At 62.2% G+C, this 19,984-nt stretch carries 22 protein-coding genes; 12 read left to right on the forward strand and 10 right to left on the reverse strand.

Going from position 1 to position 19,984, the window contains the following annotated elements:
* Positions 1-15 precede the first annotated feature (15 nt).
* The 8 genes from ACJO2E_RS03195 (at position 16) to ACJO2E_RS03230 (ending at position 6,807) form a co-directional block, all read left to right on the forward strand.
* Complete coding sequence (locus tag ACJO2E_RS03195; protein ID WP_406961763.1) at positions 16-711, forward strand: MlaC/ttg2D family ABC transporter substrate-binding protein; 696 nt, start codon at positions 16-18, stop codon at positions 709-711.
* Positions 708-1,010, forward strand: a complete 303-nt coding sequence (locus tag ACJO2E_RS03200) for an STAS domain-containing protein (protein WP_406961765.1) — start codon at positions 708-710, stop codon at positions 1,008-1,010. The genes ACJO2E_RS03195 and ACJO2E_RS03200 overlap by 4 nt, the downstream gene beginning before the upstream one ends.
* A 51-nt stretch (positions 1,011-1,061) precedes the next feature.
* Complete coding sequence (locus tag ACJO2E_RS03205; protein ID WP_406961767.1) at positions 1,062-1,304, forward strand: BolA family protein; 243 nt, start codon at positions 1,062-1,064, stop codon at positions 1,302-1,304.
* A 69-nt stretch (positions 1,305-1,373) separates the two neighbouring features.
* Positions 1,374-2,636, forward strand: a complete 1,263-nt coding sequence (gene murA / locus ACJO2E_RS03210) for a UDP-N-acetylglucosamine 1-carboxyvinyltransferase (RefSeq protein WP_406961769.1) — start codon at positions 1,374-1,376, stop codon at positions 2,634-2,636.
* A gap of 40 nt (positions 2,637-2,676) precedes the next feature.
* Positions 2,677-3,330, forward strand: coding sequence for an ATP phosphoribosyltransferase (gene hisG / locus ACJO2E_RS03215; protein ID WP_406961771.1), 654 nt, complete (start codon positions 2,677-2,679; stop codon positions 3,328-3,330).
* A gap of 293 nt (positions 3,331-3,623) precedes the next feature.
* On the forward strand, positions 3,624-4,943 hold the full coding sequence (hisD, locus tag ACJO2E_RS03220) for a histidinol dehydrogenase (protein ID WP_406961773.1): 1,320 nt from the start codon (positions 3,624-3,626) through the stop codon (positions 4,941-4,943).
* A 9-nt stretch (positions 4,944-4,952) separates the two neighbouring features.
* Entirely contained in the window at positions 4,953-6,011 is a 1,059-nt protein-coding gene (hisC, locus tag ACJO2E_RS03225; RefSeq protein WP_406961775.1) for a histidinol-phosphate transaminase, read from the forward strand.
* 52 nt (positions 6,012-6,063) lie between these two features.
* The gene (locus tag ACJO2E_RS03230; protein WP_406961777.1) at positions 6,064-6,807 is read left to right on the forward strand and encodes a Nif3-like dinuclear metal center hexameric protein; all 744 of its coding nucleotides are present in this window, start codon (positions 6,064-6,066) and stop codon (positions 6,805-6,807) included.
* 42 nt (positions 6,808-6,849) lie between these two features.
* On the opposite strand, the gene ACJO2E_RS03235 is transcribed toward ACJO2E_RS03230, so the two are convergent.
* A complete protein-coding gene (locus ACJO2E_RS03235; RefSeq protein ID WP_406961779.1) occupies positions 6,850-7,296 on the reverse strand; it encodes a Z-ring associated ZapG family protein in 447 nt (148 codons plus the stop codon).
* 313 nt (positions 7,297-7,609) lie between these two features.
* Between ACJO2E_RS03235 and zapE the strand changes: the two genes are divergently transcribed.
* The gene (gene zapE, locus ACJO2E_RS03240; RefSeq protein ID WP_406961781.1) at positions 7,610-8,707 is read left to right on the forward strand and encodes a cell division protein ZapE; all 1,098 of its coding nucleotides are present in this window, start codon (positions 7,610-7,612) and stop codon (positions 8,705-8,707) included.
* A gap of 93 nt (positions 8,708-8,800) precedes the next feature.
* On the opposite strand, the gene ACJO2E_RS03245 is transcribed toward zapE, so the two are convergent.
* The 8 genes from ACJO2E_RS03245 to ACJO2E_RS03280 all read right to left on the reverse strand — a co-directional run bounded on the left by ACJO2E_RS03245 (position 8,801) and on the right by ACJO2E_RS03280 (position 16,879).
* A complete protein-coding gene (locus tag ACJO2E_RS03245) occupies positions 8,801-9,739 on the reverse strand; it encodes a glucosaminidase domain-containing protein (RefSeq protein ID WP_406961783.1) in 939 nt (312 codons plus the stop codon).
* 72 nt (positions 9,740-9,811) lie between these two features.
* On the reverse strand, positions 9,812-10,378 hold the full coding sequence (locus ACJO2E_RS03250; protein WP_406961785.1) for a YfaZ family outer membrane protein: 567 nt from the start codon (positions 10,376-10,378) through the stop codon (positions 9,812-9,814).
* A gap of 147 nt (positions 10,379-10,525) precedes the next feature.
* Positions 10,526-10,729, reverse strand: coding sequence for a DNA gyrase inhibitor YacG (gene yacG / locus ACJO2E_RS03255; protein ID WP_406961787.1), 204 nt, complete (start codon positions 10,727-10,729; stop codon positions 10,526-10,528).
* Positions 10,729-13,110: a response regulator gene (locus tag ACJO2E_RS03260; RefSeq protein ID WP_406961789.1), complete on the reverse strand. Its 2,382-nt coding sequence runs from the start codon at positions 13,108-13,110 to the stop codon at positions 10,729-10,731. Before ACJO2E_RS03260 ends, yacG begins: the two co-directional genes overlap by 1 nt.
* A 31-nt stretch (positions 13,111-13,141) precedes the next feature.
* Complete coding sequence (gene tsaA, locus ACJO2E_RS03265) at positions 13,142-13,885, reverse strand: tRNA (N6-threonylcarbamoyladenosine(37)-N6)-methyltransferase TrmO (protein WP_406961791.1); 744 nt, start codon at positions 13,883-13,885, stop codon at positions 13,142-13,144.
* Between the two features lie 8 nt (positions 13,886-13,893).
* Positions 13,894-14,964 (reverse strand): hypothetical protein, encoded by a 1,071-nt coding sequence (locus ACJO2E_RS03270; RefSeq protein WP_406961793.1) that lies wholly within the window; start codon positions 14,962-14,964, stop codon positions 13,894-13,896.
* Between the two features lie 7 nt (positions 14,965-14,971).
* Positions 14,972-15,583, reverse strand: a complete 612-nt coding sequence (coaE, locus tag ACJO2E_RS03275; protein WP_406961795.1) for a dephospho-CoA kinase — start codon at positions 15,581-15,583, stop codon at positions 14,972-14,974.
* 147 nt (positions 15,584-15,730) lie between these two features.
* On the reverse strand, positions 15,731-16,879 hold the full coding sequence (locus ACJO2E_RS03280) for an isocitrate/isopropylmalate dehydrogenase family protein (protein ID WP_406961797.1): 1,149 nt from the start codon (positions 16,877-16,879) through the stop codon (positions 15,731-15,733).
* 209 nt (positions 16,880-17,088) lie between these two features.
* Between ACJO2E_RS03280 and ACJO2E_RS03285 the strand changes: the two genes are divergently transcribed.
* Positions 17,089-17,859: an EAL domain-containing protein gene (locus tag ACJO2E_RS03285; RefSeq protein WP_406961799.1), complete on the forward strand. Its 771-nt coding sequence runs from the start codon at positions 17,089-17,091 to the stop codon at positions 17,857-17,859.
* A 15-nt stretch (positions 17,860-17,874) separates the two neighbouring features.
* Positions 17,875-18,231, forward strand: a complete 357-nt coding sequence (locus tag ACJO2E_RS03290; protein WP_406961801.1) for a hypothetical protein — start codon at positions 17,875-17,877, stop codon at positions 18,229-18,231.
* Positions 18,232-18,241: 10 nt separating this feature from the next.
* Here the strand turns inward: ACJO2E_RS03290 and ACJO2E_RS03295 are convergent, their stop codons facing one another.
* Positions 18,242-19,159 carry a LysR family transcriptional regulator gene (locus ACJO2E_RS03295; RefSeq protein WP_406961803.1) on the reverse strand — a complete coding sequence of 306 codons (918 nt, stop codon included), beginning with the start codon at positions 19,157-19,159 and terminating at the stop codon, positions 18,242-18,244.
* Positions 19,160-19,293: 134 nt separating this feature from the next.
* Here ACJO2E_RS03295 and ACJO2E_RS03300 point away from each other — a divergent pair, with 134 nt between their 5' ends.
* Positions 19,294-19,983 (forward strand): histidine phosphatase family protein, encoded by a 690-nt coding sequence (locus ACJO2E_RS03300; RefSeq protein ID WP_406961805.1) that lies wholly within the window; start codon positions 19,294-19,296, stop codon positions 19,981-19,983.
* The last annotated feature ends 1 nt before the right edge of the window (position 19,984 follow it).

A 19,984-nucleotide genomic window follows, 5' to 3' on the forward strand; every position in this document is an offset into this window, starting at 1 on the left:
AAACAGGAGAGACCCATGACCGCGGTTCGATCGATCAACCAATACGCCTTCATGCCCTGGGCGCTGGCCGTTTTCGCGCTGGTAGCGGCCTTGCTGGTACGGCCCGCCGCCGCCAACAGCGAGCAGTTGGCGAGCTATGTGGACGAGAACACCCAGAAGCTGGTGCAAAGGCTCAATGAGGAAAAAGGGCTGTACAACGAGGACCCGGATGCCTTCTACCGGGAAATGGAAAAGACCCTTGAGGGCTTTGTCGATTTCCGCCGTATTGCGGCCCGGGTCATGGGCCGTTACGCCAGACAGACGACACCGGAACAGCGTGACGACTTCGTGGTCCGTTTCAAGCGCAGCCTGTTCGAGAGCTATGCCCAGGCCCTGGTGAATAACTCCGATGGCTTTGAGATCGCGGTCCAGGGTGCCCGGATCAACCCGAGGGACGAGGACCGGGCCTCCGTGGACATGCTGGTCACCACCGAGTCCGGTGACCGCTACCAGGTAACCTATTCCATGTACCGCAACAAGGAAGGCGGCAACTGGATGATGGAAAATGTCATTGTGGAGGGCGTGAACATCGGCCTGGCCTTCCGTGACCGGTTTGCCCAGGAGATGGAGTCCCGTCGCGGTGACGTGGACGCGGTGATCGAGAACTGGGGCGATGCCGTGGCCTCCCTCAACCTGGACGAGGAAATGGATAAGGGCGCGGACAGCGAATGAGTGCCGCCGCCGAGCCCGCCGGTGACTGTCTGACACTGGCCGGGCGTATCCATGCCGGCAATGTGCTCGAGATCAGGCGGCGGGGTGAAAGCTGGCTGGCCTCCCTGTCGTCGGGCACCAACGCCCGCGTTGACCTGGCCGCCACCTCTACCGCCAGTAGCGTGTTGCTGTCGCTGCTCCTGTGCCTGCATCGTCAGGCGGACCGGCGGCAGGTCTCGCTGACCTTCATCGGAGTACCGGACGACCTGCTCGGGCTCTCCCGTCTCAACGGTGTTTCCCGCTGGCTGACCGCCTCCTGATAATCCGGTACAATTCCGCTTTCGTTTCGCACAAATTGAGGTTATACGCGTATGCAACCCCAGGACGTTGCCGAACTGGTTCGCAAAGAGCTGCCCGACTGCGAGATCGAGGTACAGAGCGAAGGGAACCATTATCTGGTCGTGGCCGTTGGCGACCGCTTTGAAGGCATGTCTCCGGTGAAGAAGCAGCAGCTTGTCTATGGCGCGCTGCGGGAGCAGCTGGATGACGGTACCATCCATGCCCTGACCATTCGCGCATTCACTCCGGCCCAATGGGCGGCCCGGCAACAGTAAGCCGACGTACAGCGGCCGGTTCCTGACTACCGGTTCATAACGGTTGGCTCACAACTACAGGAATTCATCGTGGACAAACTACTTATCCGGGGTCGCCAGCCGCTTGACGGCGAGATTCGCATCTCCGGAGCCAAGAACTCAGCCCTGCCGATCCTGGCGTCAACGCTGCTGGCGGATGAGCCGGTAACGGTGGGCAATCTGCCGCACCTCAACGACATTACCACCATGATCGAGCTGCTCGGCCGCATGGGCATTGAGGTGATGATTGACGAGAAGATGAGTGTGCAGGTAAATGCCAGTACCATCAAGGAAACCGTCGCGCCTTACGAGTTGGTGAAGACCATGCGGGCCTCCATCCTGGTGCTGGGGCCGCTGGTGGCCCATTTCGGCGAGGCCGAGGTGTCCCTGCCCGGTGGTTGTGCCATCGGCAGCCGGCCGGTGAACCTGCACATTCAGGGGTTGGAGCAGATGGGCGCCGAGGTGCGGGTGGAAAATGGTTACATCCACGCCAAATCCAATGGTCGCCTGAAGGGCGCCCATATCTTCCTGGACACGGTGACCGTGACTGGCACCGAGAACCTGATGATGGCGGCGGCCCTGGCCGACGGTGTCACCATCCTGGAAAACGCCGCCCGGGAGCCGGAAGTGGTGGACCTGGCGGAATGCCTGATCGCCATGGGCGCGGATGTCCGGGGCCATGGCACCGCCACCATCGAGATCCACGGTGTGGAGCGGTTGCACGGCTGCCATTACGATGTGCTGCCGGACCGGGTGGAAACCGGTACCTATCTGGTGGCTGCTGCCGCCACCGGTGGCCGGGTGCGGCTGAAGGACACCCGGGAAGACCTGCTGGAAGCGGTGTTGCTCAAGCTGGAAGAGGCCGGGGCCCATATCAGCACCGGCAAGGACTGGATCGAGCTGAACATGAAGGGTAACCGGCCGAAGGCGGTATCCCTGCGCACGGCCCCCTATCCGGCATTCCCCACGGATATGCAGGCCCAGTTCGCGGCCATGAATACCGTGGCCGAGGGTACCGGCACCATCGTGGAGACGGTGTTCGAGAATCGCTTCATGCATATCCAGGAGCTTGGCCGTATGGGGGCCGATATCACCCTGGAAGGCAACGCCGCGATCATCAAGGGTGTGCCGCATCTGACCGGCGCGCCGGTGATGGCCACGGACCTGCGGGCTTCCGCGAGTTTGGTGATTGCCGGGCTGGTGGCGGACGGTGACACCATCGTGGATCGCATCTACCATATCGACCGTGGCTATGAGTGCATCGAGGAAAAGCTCCAGCTGCTGGGCGCGAGTATCCGCCGGCTGCCGGCCTGAGGCCGGACCGGACAAGACATTCAGACCGGACTGATCACCGATGACCGAGACATCGATTACCATTGCGCTGTCGAAGGGGCGCATCCTTGACGAGACGATTCCTTTGTTGAGGGAAGCCGGCATTGAGTTTGTGGACGACATCAAAAAGTCCCGCAAGCTGGTGTTCCCGACCACGGATCCGAATGTGCGCCTGCTGATCATCCGCGCCACGGATGTGCCCACCTATGTACAGTATGGTGGTGCGGATCTGGGGGTGACTGGCAAGGATGTGTTGATGGAGCATGGCGGCGAAGGGCTGTATGAGCCCCTGGACCTGAATATTTCCCGCTGCCGGCTGATGACTGCCGGGGTGAAGGGTCAGGAAGCGCCCCAGGGCCGCCTGCGGGTGGCTACCAAGTTTGTGAATCTGGCCCGGCGCTATTACGCGGCCCAGGGGCGGCAGGCGGATATCATCAAGCTCTATGGGGCGATGGAGCTGGCGCCGTTGCTGGGGCTGGCGGATGAGATCGTGGATATCGTGGATACCGGTAATACGCTTAAGGCCAATGGGCTGGAGCCGCGGGAGCTGATTGAGAATATCAGTACCCGGCTGGTGGCGAACCGGGCTTCCATGAAGATGAAACATGACATGTTGCAGCCCATTATTGAGAAGATGGGGCAGGCGGTTGAGGCTCGGCGGGTTGTCGAGGCCTGATTTTTGATTGTGGATTTAGGAATTTGGCCTTACGCCCGGCTAAGCGGTAGTGCTTTCCGGGACACGCCGTGGATACGTCCCTGTAGGCTCTTCAAAAACGTCCTTGTTTTTGAAGGTCCCGGAAAGCACTACCGCTCATCCGGGCTTCTTCCGGAGTTGCCTGCAAACCCGGCTTGATGCTACTGAAAAGCTCCTCCCATGGGGGAGTGTATTCAGGAGCTTGTTTGGTCTGGATTGCGTGTCCGGACTACTTCGGAGATATCTCCAACTTGGTTGAAAATCTCAGGTGATTTATGACTGATGTGACTATTACCCGATTGTCTGCTTCCGATGCAGGCTTTGATGACGCGCTCAGCAAGCTGTTGGCTTGGGATGACAGCGTGGACCATCAGGTAAACGAGTCGGTCCGTCATATCCTGAGCGAGGTAAAGCTGCGGGGCGATCAGGCGGTGATGGAGTTTACCGCGAAGTTTGATCAGCTTGAGGTGGCTTCCATGGCCGAGCTGGAGATTTCCCAGACGCGTCTGGAGCAGGCCCTGGAGAGTATTCCCTCGGACCAGCGGGACGCCCTGGAAGCTGCGGCTGATCGCATCCGTGACTACCACCAGCGTCAGAAGCAGGATTCCTGGCAGTACGAGGATGCCGATGGCACCGTGCTGGGCCAGAAGGTGACGCCGCTGGACCGGGTGGGGCTGTATGTGCCCGGTGGCAAGGCGGCCTATCCGTCGTCGGTGCTGATGAATGCGCTTCCCGCCAAGGTGGCGGGTGTCGGCGAGGTGATCATGGTGGTGCCCACCCCGGCGGGGGTGGTGAATGACATGGTTCTCGCCGCTGCTGCCATTGCCGGTGTCGACCGGGTGTTTACCCTTGGTGGCGCCCAGGCGATTGGGGCGCTGGCCTACGGGACCGAGACAGTGCCGGCGGTGGACAAGATTGTGGGGCCGGGCAATATCTTTGTGGCTACGGCCAAGCGTGAGGTGTTCGGGACCGTGGGCATCGATATGATCGCCGGGCCGTCGGAGATTCTGGTGATCTGTGACGGCAAGACCGATCCGGACTGGATTGCCATGGATCTGTTCTCCCAGGCGGAGCACGATGAGCAGGCACAGTCCATTCTGGTGAGCCCGGACGCCGCGTTTCTGGATACGGTGGAAAACAGTATCCGTAAGCTGCTGCCGACGATGGAGCGCAGTGAGATTATTGCCCGGTCGCTGTCCGACCGTGGGGTGCTGATCCAGGTGAAAGACCTGGATGAGGCGGCGGTGGTGTCCAACCGGATTGCTCCGGAGCACCTGGAGTTGTCTGTTGAGGAGCCCCAGGCGCTGGCGGAGAAGATCCGTCATGCCGGTGCCATCTTCATGGGCCGCTATACCGCCGAGGCCCTGGGTGACTACTGCGCGGGTCCCAACCACGTGCTGCCCACCTCCGGTACGGCGCGGTTCTCGTCGCCGTTGGGGGTCTATGATTTCCAGAAGCGCTCGTCGCTGCTCGGGTTTTCCGCCGCCGGTGCTGATCGCATGGGGCGGGTGGCTTCGGTGCTGGCCCGGGGTGAGGGGCTGACGGCTCATGCCCGGTCCGCCGAATACCGCGTCGATTCCGACAGCGAGTCCTAAGGAGCCGCCATGAGCAAGTTCTGGAGTCCCCTGGTACGCGAACTCAAACCCTACGTGCCGGGGGAGCAGCCGAAGATGCAGCGGCTGGTGAAGCTGAATACCAACGAGAACCCCTACGGCCCCTCGCCCAAGGTGCTAGAGGTGATCCGTCAGCAGGCGGACGACAGCCTGCGCCTGTACCCGGACCCGGAGAGTGAGCGGCTTCGTGGGGTGATTGGCGATTACTATGACGTATCGCCGGAGCAGGTCTTCGTGGGCAACGGCTCGGACGAGGTGCTGGCCCATATCTTCCAGGGGCTGCTCAAGCAGGACAGGCCTATCCTGTTTCCGGACATCACCTACAGTTTCTATCCGGTTTACTGCGGGCTCTATGGTGTGGAAAGTCGCCTGGTGCCCCTGAACGGGGACTTCGGGATCAACCCGGAGGACTACCGGGTGCCCAACGGTGGCGTGATCTTCCCGAACCCGAATGCGCCCACGGGCCGGTTCCTGCCACTGGATGATGTGGAACAGATCGTTGCCGGTAACCCGGACAGTGTCGTGGTGGTGGATGAGGCATACGTGGATTTCGGTGGTGAGAGTGCTATCACCCTGGTGGACCGGTACCCGAACCTGCTGGTCACGCAGACCCTGTCCAAGGCCCGTTCACTGGCCGGGCTGCGGGTTGGCTTTGCGGTGGGGCATCGGGACCTGGTGGAGGCCCTGAACCGGGTCAAGAACAGCTTCAATTCCTACCCCCTGGACCGGCTGGCGCAGGCGGGTGCGGTGGCCGCCTTTGAAGACGAGGCCTGGTTCGACCATACCCGCAAGCAGGTGATCGCGGAGCGGGAGCGGGTGACAGAGGCCCTGACTGAGATGGGCTTCGAGGTGCTGCCGTCCGCCGCCAACTTCATCTTCTGTCAGCATGGATCGGTGTCAGGCGATACCCTGGCCGCCCAACTGCGTGAGCGCGGTATTGTCGTGCGACACTTCGACAAACCCAGGATCGACAACTTCCTGCGTATCACCATTGGTACCGACGGACAGAACGACGAATTACTGTGGGCACTCGGCGAACTGACCGGCTGAGAACGGCCGGGTTTTCCGGGCCTGCCTGTCCGCTGACCGATAGGAGTCACTCATGGCAACACGCAACGACATCCTCCAGACCCTTAACCAGTGGCTGACCCCCGAAAACTTCCAGGACTACTGCCCTAACGGCCTGCAGGTGGAAGGTCGCGACGAGGTCTCGAAGATCGTCAGCGGCGTGACCGCCTCCCAGGCCTTTATTGATGCGGCGGTAGAAGCCGGCGCCGATATGATCCTGGTGCACCACGGCTATTTCTGGAAGGGCGAGCCCCAGCCGGTCACCGGCATGAAGAAAGCCCGCATCAAGACCCTGCTGACCCATGACATCAGTCTGGTGGCCTACCACCTGCCGCTGGATGATCATCCGGAGTACGGCAACAACCGCCAGCTGGCGGAGACGCTGGATATCCGCAACCCGCGACCACTGGGTGGATTGCTGTGGGAAGGGGAACTGGCGGAGCCCATGACCCCGGAGGCCTTTGCCGGTTTCCTGCAGGAGCGGCTCAGCCGCCAGCCCCTGCACGTGGGCGCCGGGCCCGAGCAGATCCGGCGGGTGGCCTGGTGTACCGGTGCCGCCCAGGGATTCCTGCCCTCGGCGGTGGAGGCGGGCGTGGATGCCTACATCAGTGGTGAGGCGTCGGAGCCCACCACCCATACCGCCCGGGAATGCGGCATCCATTACTTCGGGGCTGGTCACCATGCCACCGAACGCTACGGTGTGCAGGCACTGGGCAAGGCCCTGGCGGAGACGTTCGGGGTCTCACACCAGTTCATTGACTGCGATAACCCGGTGTAACGGCGACGCCAGGCCGGTTGGCCTGGCAGACGCGGTCTCAAGTCAGGCCTTGGCCTTTTCCTCGTCGGTCAGGCCGTAACCCTCGTCCAGGGTGCCTTTCTCGTCGGGATCCTTCTTGGGCGCATAGTCCCTGGGGGGTTCCGCCACGTCGCCATCGCCGCTCTTGGCTCCGGTCAGACGGGCGCGCTGCTTCTCCTGTTCAAGCTCGTCCAGCCACTCGTCGTCGTTGGCCAGGCGGTTGGCGCCGCGGGCCATGTGGTGATTGACATCGCGGAAGGCATCGTTGAAGCGCCGCAGCAGGTGCGCCGATTCCATGAAGTGTTCGTTTACCTGTGCCTGGTAACGGGTGTACTCGTTGCGCAGTTCTTCCATCTGCTGTTCGGTACGGCGCTGTCGCAGGGTCGTGCCCTGGCTGGAGCGGCCAATCAGAAGGCCAATGATCAGTCCTACGGCTAATGCGGCAACAGCTGCCAGAATCAGGTTGGTCATAGGGTTATCGTCCTGTCGGAAGTCCTTTTTAGCGTCAAGGGCGGTGTTGTCCGGAGGAGCGGGTCGGTCGCACCACCGGTTACCCCGCTATGCCTCCAGCCCGCCCCGGCCGGGAACATTATGATTTCAGTATACCCGTTTAGGGCGGGCCCTGCCCATGGTCTCATACCCCTACGAAGGTTTTGTTGATTTATTGCAACTTTGATCTGTCGGGTGTTTACCGGCGTTGCCCGCAAGATGGCGATTTTTATGAAAATCAGCGACAATAGCGACCCTTTCGATTACCACTGCTCCCGACAGGAGAAGGCTCTGAATGACACCCTGGGAACGATACCAGCAAGACCTGGAACGCCCTGATTTCAAGGCGGATGCGGCTCAGGAAGACGCTGTGCGCCGACTGCATGCGTTGTACGAGAAACTGGTTGAAGCGGAGAACGAGCGCAACCGGCCGCTGAAGAAGCTGTCGCTGAAGGTACGGAAAGGTCGTGAGGAACCGGTCAAGGGGCTCTACTTCTGGGGTGGCGTTGGTCGTGGCAAGACCTATCTCATGGACACCTTCTATGAATCACTGCCCTTCGACCGCAAGATGCGGGTGCACTTCCACCGATTCATGCAGCGGGTGCACAATGAACTCAAGGCCCTGAAGGGCGAGAAGAATCCCCTGGAAAAGGTCGCGGCCCACTTTGCCGAGGAGGCCCGGGTCATCTGCTTTGATGAGTTCTTCGTGTCCGATATCGGCGATGCCATGATCCTGGCGACACTGATGGACGGGCTGTTCAGCCGTGGCGTGTCGCTGGTGTGCACGTCCAATATCGAGCCGGACGGGCTGTACAAGGACGGTCTGCAGCGGGCGCGGTTCCTGCCTGCCATCGACCTGGTCAAGAAGTACACGGATGTGGTGAATGTGGACGGGGGAGTGGACTATCGCCTGCGGACTCTGGAACAGGCCGAACTCTATCATTCGCCCCTGGACGAACAGGCGGATATCAGCCTGCAGAAGAGTTTCGATGGCCTGGCGGTGGAAGCTGGCAGCCATTCCCTGAACCTGGAAATCAACGGTCGCAAGCTGCAGGCCCGGGCCCATTCCGACGATGTGGTGTGGTTCGAGTTCCGAGAGCTTTGCGATGGCCCCCGCAGCCAGAATGACTACATCGAACTGGCCCGGGAATTCCAGACCATTATCGTGTCCAACGTACCGGTGCTGGGGGGCGACAAGGATGACCAGGCCCGCCGGTTCATCAATATGATCGATGAATTCTACGATCGTAACGTCAAGGTTATCCTTTCCGCGGAGGCCCCGATTACCGAGCTGTATGCCGGTGGCCGGCTCGGTTTCGAGTTCGAGCGCACCGAGTCGCGGTTACTGGAGATGCAATCCCGGGACTACCTGGGCGCGCCCCACAAGGCCTGAGAGCCTTGATAGCCGCGTTGCGCCGGCTCGATTTGGACTCGCCAAACCTTCGCCACCGCGCCTTGCTCTCAAGGCGCTCAGTGACTCAACAGGTTAGTCGACAGAAGCGGTGTTGGTGTCCTCGGCCGGCTCGTAACCCGGCTGCAACCGCTCCTCCGGAGCCGTGGCCAGGTCCATGAGCCCTTCGATATTGTCACGGCTGACAATGGTGTCCCGGTATTGCTGGTCATACCACACCAGGTTGTTGTAGCGGATCATGCTCCGCAACTCCCGGATGTACTCGTGACCCCGTTCCGAATAGTCCCCCAGGCCGGCGGCCAGTTCGCTGCCGGTGGGGTAGCCACCGCTCTGATGAGCCTTTTCCCGCAGTACCCGAAGCTCATGGTAGGCCGGATGCCGGTTCAGGTTCTGCACGTAGGCCCGTACCGAGTGATAGGCGGAGCGGAAACGGGCGACTTCGTAGTTGGCGCCCTCGGGCCGGCTCAGGGGGACCAGGCCGCAGCCCGGCGAGAAGCACCACTGGCCGAACAGGTTGTTGCCCTGGCGAGCGAACCGGGAGGTACCCCAGGCGGACTCGTTGGCGGCCTGGGCGAGTACCAGGGAGGGCGGTATGGTGTCCAGACGGCGCAGCAGCCGCCGGAACATCTCATCGCTGCCGGTCTCCTGATCCACCCGCAGGCGTTCGGCCTGCTTCGCCAGCCACTCGATATCGTTCTCGCTGAGGGTTTCCTTTACCTGCAGGTCCAGCAGGTGCTGGCGTTGCAGCAGTATCCGGCTGTTCACCAGCAGGGTGCGGCTGTACAGGTAGGAGAAGAAGGCGGCCTTCTTTTCCGTCACATCCTGATAGAGATGGAAATCAGGCAGGGGATCGAGGATCCACCGGGGTAGTTCCGGCAGGGTGGCCAGTTCCACGTCCTCTTCCGCGTCATCCGTGCGGGGTTCCGGCGGCGGAGGTGGGGTGTGCAGGACGCCCCACAGCGCCGCCAGGGTAAACGGGATGATCAGAAGGAGACTTCTTGAACCGGCAGACATTCGAATCCTCGCAGTGACTGTGACATCGGGAGTGTAACAGTCACTACGAGGAAAGGTCTGTTCAGGTTTGTATCAGAAGAAGATTTTCATGCCGGCCATGACACCTTCATCCAGATTGATGTCGGCGCTGCTGTCGTCCAGATCGGTGTTCACGTAACGGTAGCCCGCGTACACGTCGGCATTGCGGATGACCCGGTAGCTGACCCTGGCTTCGATGTCGGTGACAGCGTCGGAGTCCCCGAACGACAGGATGCTGGGGGCGTAGTGGGCGCTGCCACCGACCGACAGGCCCGGAACGTTGGGAATGTTGACCGTGGCATAGCCGCCGATGCCAACGCCGCCGCCATCCAGGTCGTCATCGTCCCACAGCAGGCCCCGGAAGCCGATGCCGGCAGTGGTCGGCAGGTTGCCCAGGGCGGTCTGGCCCTGGGCGTGGAACTCGCCATTGATCAGGTGACGGCTACCTTCGTGGTAGGTGTAGCCGGCGCCGGCCTGGATGTCGGACCGGGCATCAAAGAAGTTGACCTGGCCCTTGACGGACTCGTTGGTCAGGCTGAAATCCGCGTCGGCGGCCAGGGCCGGTGCTGCCGCGATTGACAGGGCAGCGGGCAGGGCAATGGCAGAAGTCCTAAACAGCATGGTGGGGTACCTCTGGAGTTGGTTGATTCGTTCCGATCAGATGTTGTTGTGAACGTGGTGGCATATTACCGGTGGGGCGTACCACGCTCAACTTAAAGTCCGTTCAGCCGCCGTTAACGACGGTACGGACGCGGTTGATGGTCGGTTTCAGTGGGAGTGATCGGCGTCCTGCTGTTGCAGGGACTCCATCAGGTCATCCTCCGACACCGGCTCCTGGGAGGGAATGCGGTAATCCTCGCTGGCCCAGGCGCCCAGGTCGATCAGGCGGCAGCGGTCGGAGCAGAAGGGGCGGTGGGGGTTGCTGTCGGTCCATTCCACCGGGGTCTTGCAGGTCGGGCAATCTACAAACATCAGGATTCTCTTGCGGCCTCGGGTTGGGTCTCTGAACAGTATTGTTCCAGAACCGCCCGCAACATGTCGATATTGACTGGCTTGGCCACAAACACATCCATCCCCGCCTCGCGGCTGCGCTCCTCGTCCTGTTCCATGGCGCTGGCGGTCAGGGCGACCACGGGGGTGTGCGGCAGGCTGTGCTCCTGCTCTTCCTGGCGGAGCTGGCAGGTGGCCTCGTAGCCATCCAGTTCCGGCATCACGCAATCCATGAAGATCAGGTCGAAGTGCCCGGCGCGCCACTGCTCAAGCGCCTGTTGGCCATCGACGGCGGTGCTGACCCGGCAGCCCAGCTTTTCCAGCAGGCGCTGGGTCAGGGCCCGGTTCACCGGGTTGTCCTCGGCCAACAGGACGTCCATGGGGCCGCAGGGCAGGGGCATCGGTGTCGGCAGCGGCGCCATCGGGGCCTGCAGAGAGAAGCGGGTCAGGAACCGGCGTTCGCCCCGGTCGGCATCCTCGAACAGCTGGTTCAGCATGGGCGCCAGGCGGGATTCGCGCAGAGCCTTGCTGAGAAAGGCATCGGCACCGGATTCCCGGAAATGCTCGCCATCGCCCCGCTGCGGGTTGGCGGACAGCACGAAGATGCGGGTACTCTGCCACCCCGGGTTTTCGCGGATCTTGCGGCACAGCAGGTCGCTCTCCATATCCGGCACGAACCCGTCCAGGATCACGGCATCAAAGGGTGTGCCGGTTTCGTCGGCGGTGGCCAGGGCTGCGAGGGTCTCGGCGCCGGAACGTACAGCCTCGATGTCCACTTCCAGCCGCGACAGCATCTCCAGGGTAATCTTGCGGGACAGAGCGTAGGAGTCGGTCACCAGGATGCGCCGACCCCGTACCTTGCCAAGGTTGGCCCGGGTTTTCGGGGCCCGGTTGCTGGCTTCCGGCAGGCTGATCTCCAGCCAGAAGGTGGAGCCTTCGCCGGGGGTGCTCTCCACGTCCAGGTGGCCGTCCATCAGCTGTACCAGTTGCCGGCAGATGGTCAGGCCCAGGCCGGCCCCCGGCAGTTGCCGGCGGGACCGGGCGTTGAACTGGACATAGGGCTCGAAGATCAGCGGCAGGTTATCGGCGTCGATGCCGATACCGGTGTCCTCCACCGACAGCCGGAGCTGGGCATTGCCACCCTTACGCCCAAGCAGTTCGGCGCTGACCAGGACATGGCCGGAGTCGGTGTAGCGGATGGCATTGGAGGTGAGGTTCAGCAACACCTGGCGGACCCGGATCGGGTCGCCCACCAGGTGTTCGGGCAGGTTCTCGTCCACCCGCAGCTCCAGGGCCAGGCCCTTGTCCCTGGCCCGGGGGCCGAGCATGCTCACCATATCGTTGAGGGTTTCCCGCAGATCGAACTCGATGGCGTCCAGCTCCAGCTTGCCCGCCTCAATGCTGGAGATGTCCAACAGGTCGTTAATGATGGCAGACAGGCCTTCCGCCGCATGCATGAGGGTGTCCACATAGTCCTGCTGTTCCTGGTCCAGCCGGGTGTCCTGGAGCAGGCTGGCGTAACCCAGCACGGATTGCAGCGGGATCCGCAGTTCATGGCTCAGGTTGGCCAGGAACAGGTTCTTGGCGTGGTTGGCGCGAATGGCTTCATCCCGTTCGTCCATGGACTGGCGGCTGGTCTGCCGCAGGTCCCGGGTTTCCTCCAGCAGACGTTCCCGCATCTGGTTGAGGGCGTGCTCCATCTCGCTCAGTTCGTCGGGCCGGGACGGTGGCGTACGGTTCAGGCGCAGGGGTTCGATCAGGGCGTTGAGGTTGAGGCGGGTGGTGTAGTTGGCCATGGCCTCCAGGTGGCGGGACAGCATGATACGCACAATCAGCAGCAGCCCCAGGGTACCCAGCATGACGATAATCGACTGGAACAACAGCAGTACAATGGCTCGTTCCCTGACCGCCGCCTGCACCTGGTCCGCCGAGGAGGTCAGGATGAGCCGGCCGACATTGGGGCTGTTCACCAGCTCCGAGCGGGTCATCCTCAGCGGATGTTGATGGCTGATCACGTCCCCTTCCGGGTAGTCGCCGATGCTGAATTCACGGCCGTCGGCGGTGACAATCCGGGCGTGCTGGATAACCTCGAAGGACAGCAGGTCGCCCAGCATGTGTTCCACTTCACGGAAGTTCATCAGCCAGAGTTGCTGGCTGAGATTGCCCTCGATGATTTCAGCGGTTTTCTGTTGCAGGTTGCGTATTTCGGCGAGCCGGCGGTTGGTCTCACCGGCCAGTTGCAGCCCGGTGGCCACTACCGCTACCAGCATGCTGAAAAGCAGCACGTAGAGCAGCAGGCGCGCGGCCAGCGGTCGAACGCTGAGGTTGCGGGTAAAGGCAGCAATCACTCGTGATGCAGACAAGGCACATGATTCCCTGTGATACAGAATTCCGTCAGGCAGTGTAACAGACTGTCAATATAACAACACCGACCATGTCAAACCTGAAACGGACATTCAGGTCATAAAGATGCGCGCCGTAGATACGGTCTTCGTCCTGACGGCCTCGCCGGAACGAGGGTCTGGGATCGTAACTGGTGACATCTTCAATTAATCCTTTCAGGTCAGGGTAGCGCTCCTCCCCAAGCGCGGCAAGCTGGGCTTGTGCTTCTGTCGAAAAGCGCACGGGAAGGCGGTCCGGCGCTTCCTCGCCAGCCCAGCCGACCCGGGCATCGGGCACCGAGTCGGCGAACGGCAGGTAGGGCTTGATGTCCAGTATCGGGGTGCCATCGATCAGGTCATGGTCGCGGATGCGAAGGATCAGGTCACCTTCCCGCCGGGCCAGGCCCTCGTTGCGTACCACCGACAGCCCCAGGCTGTTGGGACGAAAGGGCGAGCGGCTGGCGAACACGCCCACCTTGCGGTTGCCCCCCAGCCGTGGCGGGCGCACCACGGGGCGCCAGTCGGCCCTGACCGCTTCATGAAACTGGAAGGTCAGCCACAGGTGGCTGCAGCTCTCCAGGCCCCGGAAGGCATCCTCCCGGTTGAAAGGGGGCTGGATAACCAGTTCGGCCCAGGCATGGCGGGTCAGGCCAGGTTGCCGGGGTACCGCGAACTTGTCCCGGAAGCAGGAACGGGTATAGGCCACCGGGGTCAGTGTCAGGGCGTCTTCGGCGGGTATGGACGGGTGGCGCGGCACAAGGGCTCCTAATCGCGTAGCACGTTGCCGGAGAAGAACATCTCAACACGCAGCAGCAGCGAGGTATCGTCCTTGAAGTCATTCTCCCGTTCGAACTCGATGGACGGTATGACTTCAGCGTACAGCCAGTCATGGTAGAGGCGGTAGCGCCAGGTGACATCGGCGAAGATGCTCTCATGCCGCCAGTTGGGCTCGCTGTCACCCAGCACCCCGAAACGGGGGTTCAGTTCCGAGCGGTTGTTCAGGTGCTTGTGGAAATCGAAGATCTGCGCCACCTCGAAATTGCGGTTATCGTGGTGCCAAACCGCTTCGGAGCTTGCCAGGAAGGTCCAGCCGTCGCCGATGTCCTTGCCGAAACCAAGCCAGGTGGAAGCCCCCCAGCCATCCTGGTGGAAATAGTACACCCGCTGGCGTGCGGACAGTTTCCAGTCAGCCAGGTCCCAGCGGCCACGGGCGGTGGCACGCCAGAAGGCGTCCGGGGGAAATCGCAGGCGCGCGCCCACGTCGTTGCTCAGGTTGATGGCGTCGGTAATGTCGGTCAGGTAGCTCAGGGCGCCAGTGGGGTCGGTGTCGGTGCGCTCATCGGAGGTCAGTTGCCGGTTCCGTCGACGTTCATCGAGGGGGACCAGGTCATCACTCTCGCTCTCCACCACCACCCGCAGTTTTTCTTCCGCAGTGGGCAGGTCCAGCTTGAAGCGGGCCTCGGGGTCAAAGTCGAAGAGTTCGCCGGTGCGTGATTCCGTGGCCAGCCCAAGGCGGAGATAGCTGGCATTGTTGGGCGCGGCGCGGGGGTTACCGGACAGCGTGCGGTCCGCCCAGGCGCCCAGTGCCTGCACCCGCCGCGACTGGGTGTGTTCCTGGCGGATCACCCAGTTGGAGAAGTGTATCCAGTAGGAATCCTCCGGCTCCAGCCAGTACTCGTCCGGGGTGAAGGTGAAGAACTCCGGTGGCAGGCGGTCCGGTGACAGTTCATCGGACGGGCGGATTTCCGCCCGGGTGATGCCGGCGGCCAGGGTTGCCGCCAGGAACACACCAAGTACGGGCCAGGGCCGGACGCCGGTCGTGAGATCAGGTACCACTAGTTGCTCAGCCCCGGGTCATGTCCGTTAGTTGTTGATGCAGCGATGCCACCTGCGACCGGACCTGTTCCAGGGGCTGGTCGTTGTGGATGACATAGTCGGCACGTCCGAGCCGGTGCTGGCGGGGCATCTGGGCGGCGATAATTCGCTCCACCTGGTCCCGGTCGTTGCTGTCGCGGCTCATGGTCCGTTCGATCTGGGTTTCCTCGGGGACATCCACCACAATGGCCTTGTCGACCAGCGTGTGCTGGTCGGTTTCCAGCAGCAGTGGTGACACCAGCAGAACGTAGGGCTGGTCGTAATCGGTGGGCTGGAGCTGTCGCGCCAGTTCGTCACGGATGGTGGGGTGCAGCAGCCCCTCCAGCCATTCCCGCTCGTTGGCATCCTGGAAGACGATGGTGCGCAGGGCGGCCCGGTCGAGGGTACCGTCCGCCTGCAGGATCTGATCCCCGAAGTGTGCGGCGATTTCTGTCAGGGCGGGGGTGCCGGGCTCGACCACTTCCCGGGCAACGATGTCCGCGTCCACCCAGTGTACGCCCAGATCGCCAAACATGGTTGCCACAGTGGATTTCCCGCTACCAATACCACCGGTCAGTCCGATTACTGCAGGGTTGCCCATTCACACCTCTTTTTCTTGTGGTTGACGACGCTGCCGGAATCGATTGTCCGCACAGGCGCCGCCGTGGAATCCTGGCGGATTTTGCCATGGACCCGGTACCACTTGCACCTTTCCTGTTCCGTTATCGCAAACGGGCCAAGGCGTTATTCAGAGTCTCCCTCGCACGGAATCGCCGATTTCTCGGGTGTCACGACGGGTTCCGCCGTTTTCCGCCAGGTCGGCGGCAACGGCATCAAAAAGCTCAAGCCCGGCGGTGCCCAGCAGCGGTTCCCGGCGGCCCAGCCACTCCAGCATGCGGGCGGTGGTGAACAACATCGCGGTGGGATCGGCAATGCCCTGGCCGGCGATGTCCGGGGCGCTGCCGTGGGTGGGTTCGAACATGGAGGGCAGATCCGGGTTGTCCGGGTTCAGGTTGCAGGACGGGGCCACGCCCATACCGCCGGAGAGCACGGCGGCCAGGTCGGTCAGGATATCCCCCTGAAGGTTGCTGGCCACCACCACGTCGAACGCCCAGGGAGACTGCACGAATTTCATACAGGCGGCGTCGATCAGCTCGTGGTGAGTGGCCACATCCGGGTAATCGGCGGCCACTTCCTCAAAAACCTCGGTGTACATATCACCCCAGTAACGCAGGGCATTGCGCTTGGTCACTACGCACACCTGGCTCTCGCACCGTTGACCGGAACGGGTGGGAAATTCCCGCTTCTGGCCATCCCGGCGACGGGCATCGGCCCGCAGGCGGGCCTGTTCGAAACCGTAGCGGATGATGCGTTCGGTGCCACGGCGGGTGAACACCTCCATCTGGGTGGCCACCTCATGCTCGGTACCCTGGCGCAGGCGACCGCCCTGGCCCACGTACTCGCCCTCGCTGTTCTCCCGGATCACCAGCATGTCGATGTCCCGGGCGCGGTCGTCCGCCAGGTACTGCCGGGCGCCGGGCAGCAGGCGGGCGGGCCGTTCGCAGACCCACTGGTCGAAGCCCTTGCGCATATCCAGCAGCGGTGCCAGGGACACGCTGTCCGGCAGCAGGTAGCGGTCCGGGTCGTCCATGGGGCCCGGATCTCCCAGGGCGCCCAGCAGGATGGCGTGGTAATCCCGGAGCTGTTCCAGCGCGTCCCCGGGCATGACTTCACCGTACTGCTCGTGCCAGGCGTGGGAAGGCCAGGGAAAGCGGGTCCACTCGACGGGAAGCTGGTGCTTTTCCCGTAGTGTCTCCAGGCAATGAACCGCCTCGGTTACCACTTCCGGACCAATCCCGTCACCGGGCATGACAGCGATACGCAGGGGCTGGGGCATGGGGCCGCTCCTTGAGAGGGAATTTACAGAGTTTTGCAACAGGACCCCCGAGTAATGCGTATTCTTGGTACAGAATCCGGGCGTCCGGGTTGATAGACAGTGTAGACACCCGGGCGGTTTTCGTCAGTATTTCAGGACGTTTACCCCTGGCGGGACGCTGTCTATAGTGAGTGAGGTAAACCTTGGTTCATCAGATCAGAGGAGTAGGCGTGGAACGACCCGAAGTACTGTTTGACGAGTCCCACTGTGATCAGTGTGCCTGTGGTGAGGGTCTGGACTTCCAGTTCTCGTTCGCCTACCAGCCGATTGTCGATGTTTCGGATAACAGTGTGTTTGCCTACGAGGCCCTGGTCCGGGGGCCGGAGGGCGAAAGCGCGTGGAGTGTCCTGTCGAAGGTGAACGAGCGGAACCGCTACGCGTTTGACCAGATCTGCCGGGTCAAGGCCGTCAAGCTGGCGTCCCGGCTGGGTATGGAGGCCATGCTCAGCATCAACTTCATGCCCAATGCGGTCTACCAGGCGGAATACTGTATTCGCACGACACTGGCGGCAGCGAAAACCTACAATTTCGATACCCGCAGGATCATCTTTGAACTGACGGAGAGCGAGGATCTGTCTTCAATTGATCATCTGGTTTCGATTATAAAAGCCTATCAGGACATGGGGTTCAGTACAGCCATTGACGACTTCGGCGCGGGTTTTTCCCGTTACAATATCATGACGGCCAGCCCGCCGGACCTGCTCAAACTGGATATGGGCCTGATCCGCAATATCGACCACGAGCCAAACAAGCAGGCGGTGGTCAACGGTATTATTACCATGATGGCGGAACTGGGTGGCCGTATCGTGGCCGAAGGCGTGGAAACCGTTGAGGAATATGCCTGGTTGCGGGGCCGTGGTATCCGGTTGTTCCAGGGCTACCTGTTCGCCCGGCCCGGGTTCGAATTGTTGCCCAGGCCGCATTTTCCCGATCTCGGATAATCTGGAGAGAATCCCTTGTTCTATCGTCTGGTGACCCTGGCTGGCGGCGTACTGTTTGTCGGCGTGCTCTATGGACTGATCTGGCTGTTCTGCCGCTGGTTCCTGCGTGGTCACCAGGTGACCGACCAGCTCAACGACCGTGCCACTGTACTGGCGACCTGGACCTTCACCGGGGTTTGCCTGGGGATCGTTTTCGCCGTGTTCGGTGCCTTCGTGCTCGGGCCCTGGGCTTTCTATCGCACGGCGCGGGCCCACGATGTGGCGGTATCGGACGGCGCCGCTGTCTGGTGGGGGCTGGGCGTGGTGACGCTGGCCATGGCCCTGACGGCGGCCGGGTTCGCCGGTTTCCTGTGGCTGGTCGGGGTCTTCTGAGCCAGGACTGTTAGCGGATCAGCTTTTGCTGTTCAGCCACCACGGCGTGGAACTGTTCCCGCAGCCAGATCAGCGCCGGTTCCTTTTCGTAGGCCCGGTGCCAGTACAGGTGCGCGTCCACGTCCGGTAGTCCTTCCGGCGGGTTGAGGATCCGGGTATCCGAGCGGGTGGCGATCTGCCGGGCGTAGGCTTCCGGCATGGTCAGCAGCAGGTCGGAGGTTTCCACCACCTGGCAGGCGGCATAGAAGTGCTGACAACGCAGGCGGATCTGTCGTTGCAGGCCGAGCCGTGACAGCTCGAAGTCCTCCACACCCGGCCCCTCGCTGCGGGACGATACCAGGATGTGCCGGGCCGAGAGGTAGTTCTCCATGGTCAGTGGTTCCGCGGCCAGGGGGTGGTCTTTCCTGACCAGCACCACCAGGCGGTCCTTGCGCAGTCGTTCATGGGCGGTCTGGTCACTGACCGGTAGCAGCACATCCACCGCGAAATCCACCTTGCCGGCGGCCAGCAGGCTTTCCATGTCCCGCCGGGCGATGCGCTGGCTGTTGATCTCGATCTCCGGGTAGTCGTCCAGCTTGCGCACCAGTTGTGGCAGGAAGGTGGACTCCAGCACATCCCGCAGGGCCAGGGCGAAGGTCTTGCGGTGGCTGGCCGGGTCGAAGGCGTGGAACTGGTTGACGGCGCTGTGGATCTGGTTAAGCCCGGGGCGCATGGATTCCACGAACCGGCGGGCCAGGGGGGTTGGCACCATCCGATTGCCCTGGCGTGAAAACAGAGGATCGCCGAAATGCTCCCGCAGGCGCGCCAGGGAATGACTGACCGCCGGCTGGGTCAGGTGGAGCGCCCGCGCGGCCCGGGTCAGGCTGCCTTCCCGATAGATGGTATCGAACACGTGAAGAAGGTTAAGATCTAGCCGGTTTGAGGCCATGGATTGCTCCCGGGATTGTTGCGGCGATAAGTTCGGATTATGGTCAGGGATAAGAATAATTCAGTCGTGTAATAGTATACAGGCCTATAGACTGCCCCGTTGCGAAAAAAATGGGTGTATCGGAGGACCGAGTAGTGGCAACCATTTACCTGATCCGTCATGGCCAGGCCAGCTTCGGCAATGACAACTATGACCAGCTTTCACCCACGGGCTGGGAGCAGGCCCGCGTTCTGGGGCGCTGGCTGGCCGGCAGGGTGCACCCGGATGTGGTGATTGGCGGTGACATGCAGCGCCACCGGGAGACCGTGGAGGCCATCGCCAGCGGCTACCGGAGCCCCTTTCCGGACATGCAGGTTGCCACCGGCTTCAACGAATTTGACCACACCGCCGTGGTGCACCGTTTCAGGCCGGAGTGGGCGGACCGCGAACGGATGCAGGCGGACCTGCAGGCGGCGGACAAGCCCGCGAAGTTCTTCCAGCAAACCTTCGTCCAGGCGGTGGACCGCTGGACCAGTGGCGAGTACGACAACGAATATCCGGAAACCTGGCCCCAGTTCAAGGCGCGGGTGCAACAGGCCCTGGATGACCTGGTCGACTGGGCCAGCGGTGGCGATGTGTTTGTGTCCACCTCGGGCGGTCCCATCGCGGTGATTATGCAGAGCCTGCTGGGGATCAGTGACCGCAAGGCCCTGGGCCTCAACGAAGTCATTGCCAACACCAGTGTCACCCGGGTGCTGTACTCCGGGCGCCGTCGCAGTCTGGCGGTCTTCAACAATTACAGCCACCTGGAGGCGGAAGGGCCGGAGATGGTCACCTTCCGCTGAG

This window comes from Marinobacter shunpengi, assembly GCF_045449695.1.
Taxonomy (GTDB): domain Bacteria; phylum Pseudomonadota; class Gammaproteobacteria; order Pseudomonadales; family Oleiphilaceae; genus Marinobacter.

Excerpts from the sequence above, each read along its gene's own strand:
- ACJO2E_RS03195 (WP_406961763.1), top strand. The coding sequence starts at position 16 with ATGACCGCGGTTCGATCGATCAACCAATACGCCTTCATGCCCTGGGCG.
- ACJO2E_RS03230 (WP_406961777.1), top strand. The coding sequence starts at position 6,064 with ATGGCAACACGCAACGACATCCTCCAGACCCTTAACCAGTGGCTGACC.
- ACJO2E_RS03205 (WP_406961767.1), top strand. The coding sequence starts at position 1,062 with ATGCAACCCCAGGACGTTGCCGAACTGGTTCGCAAAGAGCTGCCCGAC.
- coaE (WP_406961795.1), bottom strand. The coding sequence starts at position 15,583 with ATGGGCAACCCTGCAGTAATCGGACTGACCGGTGGTATTGGTAGCGGG.
- ACJO2E_RS03245 (WP_406961783.1), bottom strand. The coding sequence starts at position 9,739 with ATGTCTGCCGGTTCAAGAAGTCTCCTTCTGATCATCCCGTTTACCCTG.
- hisG (WP_406961771.1), top strand. The coding sequence starts at position 2,677 with ATGACCGAGACATCGATTACCATTGCGCTGTCGAAGGGGCGCATCCTT.
- yacG (WP_406961787.1), bottom strand. The coding sequence starts at position 10,729 with ATGTTTGTAGATTGCCCGACCTGCAAGACCCCGGTGGAATGGACCGAC.
- ACJO2E_RS03250 (WP_406961785.1), bottom strand. The coding sequence starts at position 10,378 with ATGCTGTTTAGGACTTCTGCCATTGCCCTGCCCGCTGCCCTGTCAATC.
- hisC (WP_406961775.1), top strand. The coding sequence starts at position 4,953 with ATGAGCAAGTTCTGGAGTCCCCTGGTACGCGAACTCAAACCCTACGTG.
- hisD (WP_406961773.1), top strand. The coding sequence starts at position 3,624 with ATGACTGATGTGACTATTACCCGATTGTCTGCTTCCGATGCAGGCTTT.
- ACJO2E_RS03295 (WP_406961803.1), bottom strand. The coding sequence starts at position 19,159 with ATGGCCTCAAACCGGCTAGATCTTAACCTTCTTCACGTGTTCGATACC.
- zapE (WP_406961781.1), top strand. The coding sequence starts at position 7,610 with ATGACACCCTGGGAACGATACCAGCAAGACCTGGAACGCCCTGATTTC.
- ACJO2E_RS03200 (WP_406961765.1), top strand. The coding sequence starts at position 708 with ATGAGTGCCGCCGCCGAGCCCGCCGGTGACTGTCTGACACTGGCCGGG.
- ACJO2E_RS03280 (WP_406961797.1), bottom strand. The coding sequence starts at position 16,879 with ATGCCCCAGCCCCTGCGTATCGCTGTCATGCCCGGTGACGGGATTGGT.
- ACJO2E_RS03235 (WP_406961779.1), bottom strand. The coding sequence starts at position 7,296 with ATGACCAACCTGATTCTGGCAGCTGTTGCCGCATTAGCCGTAGGACTG.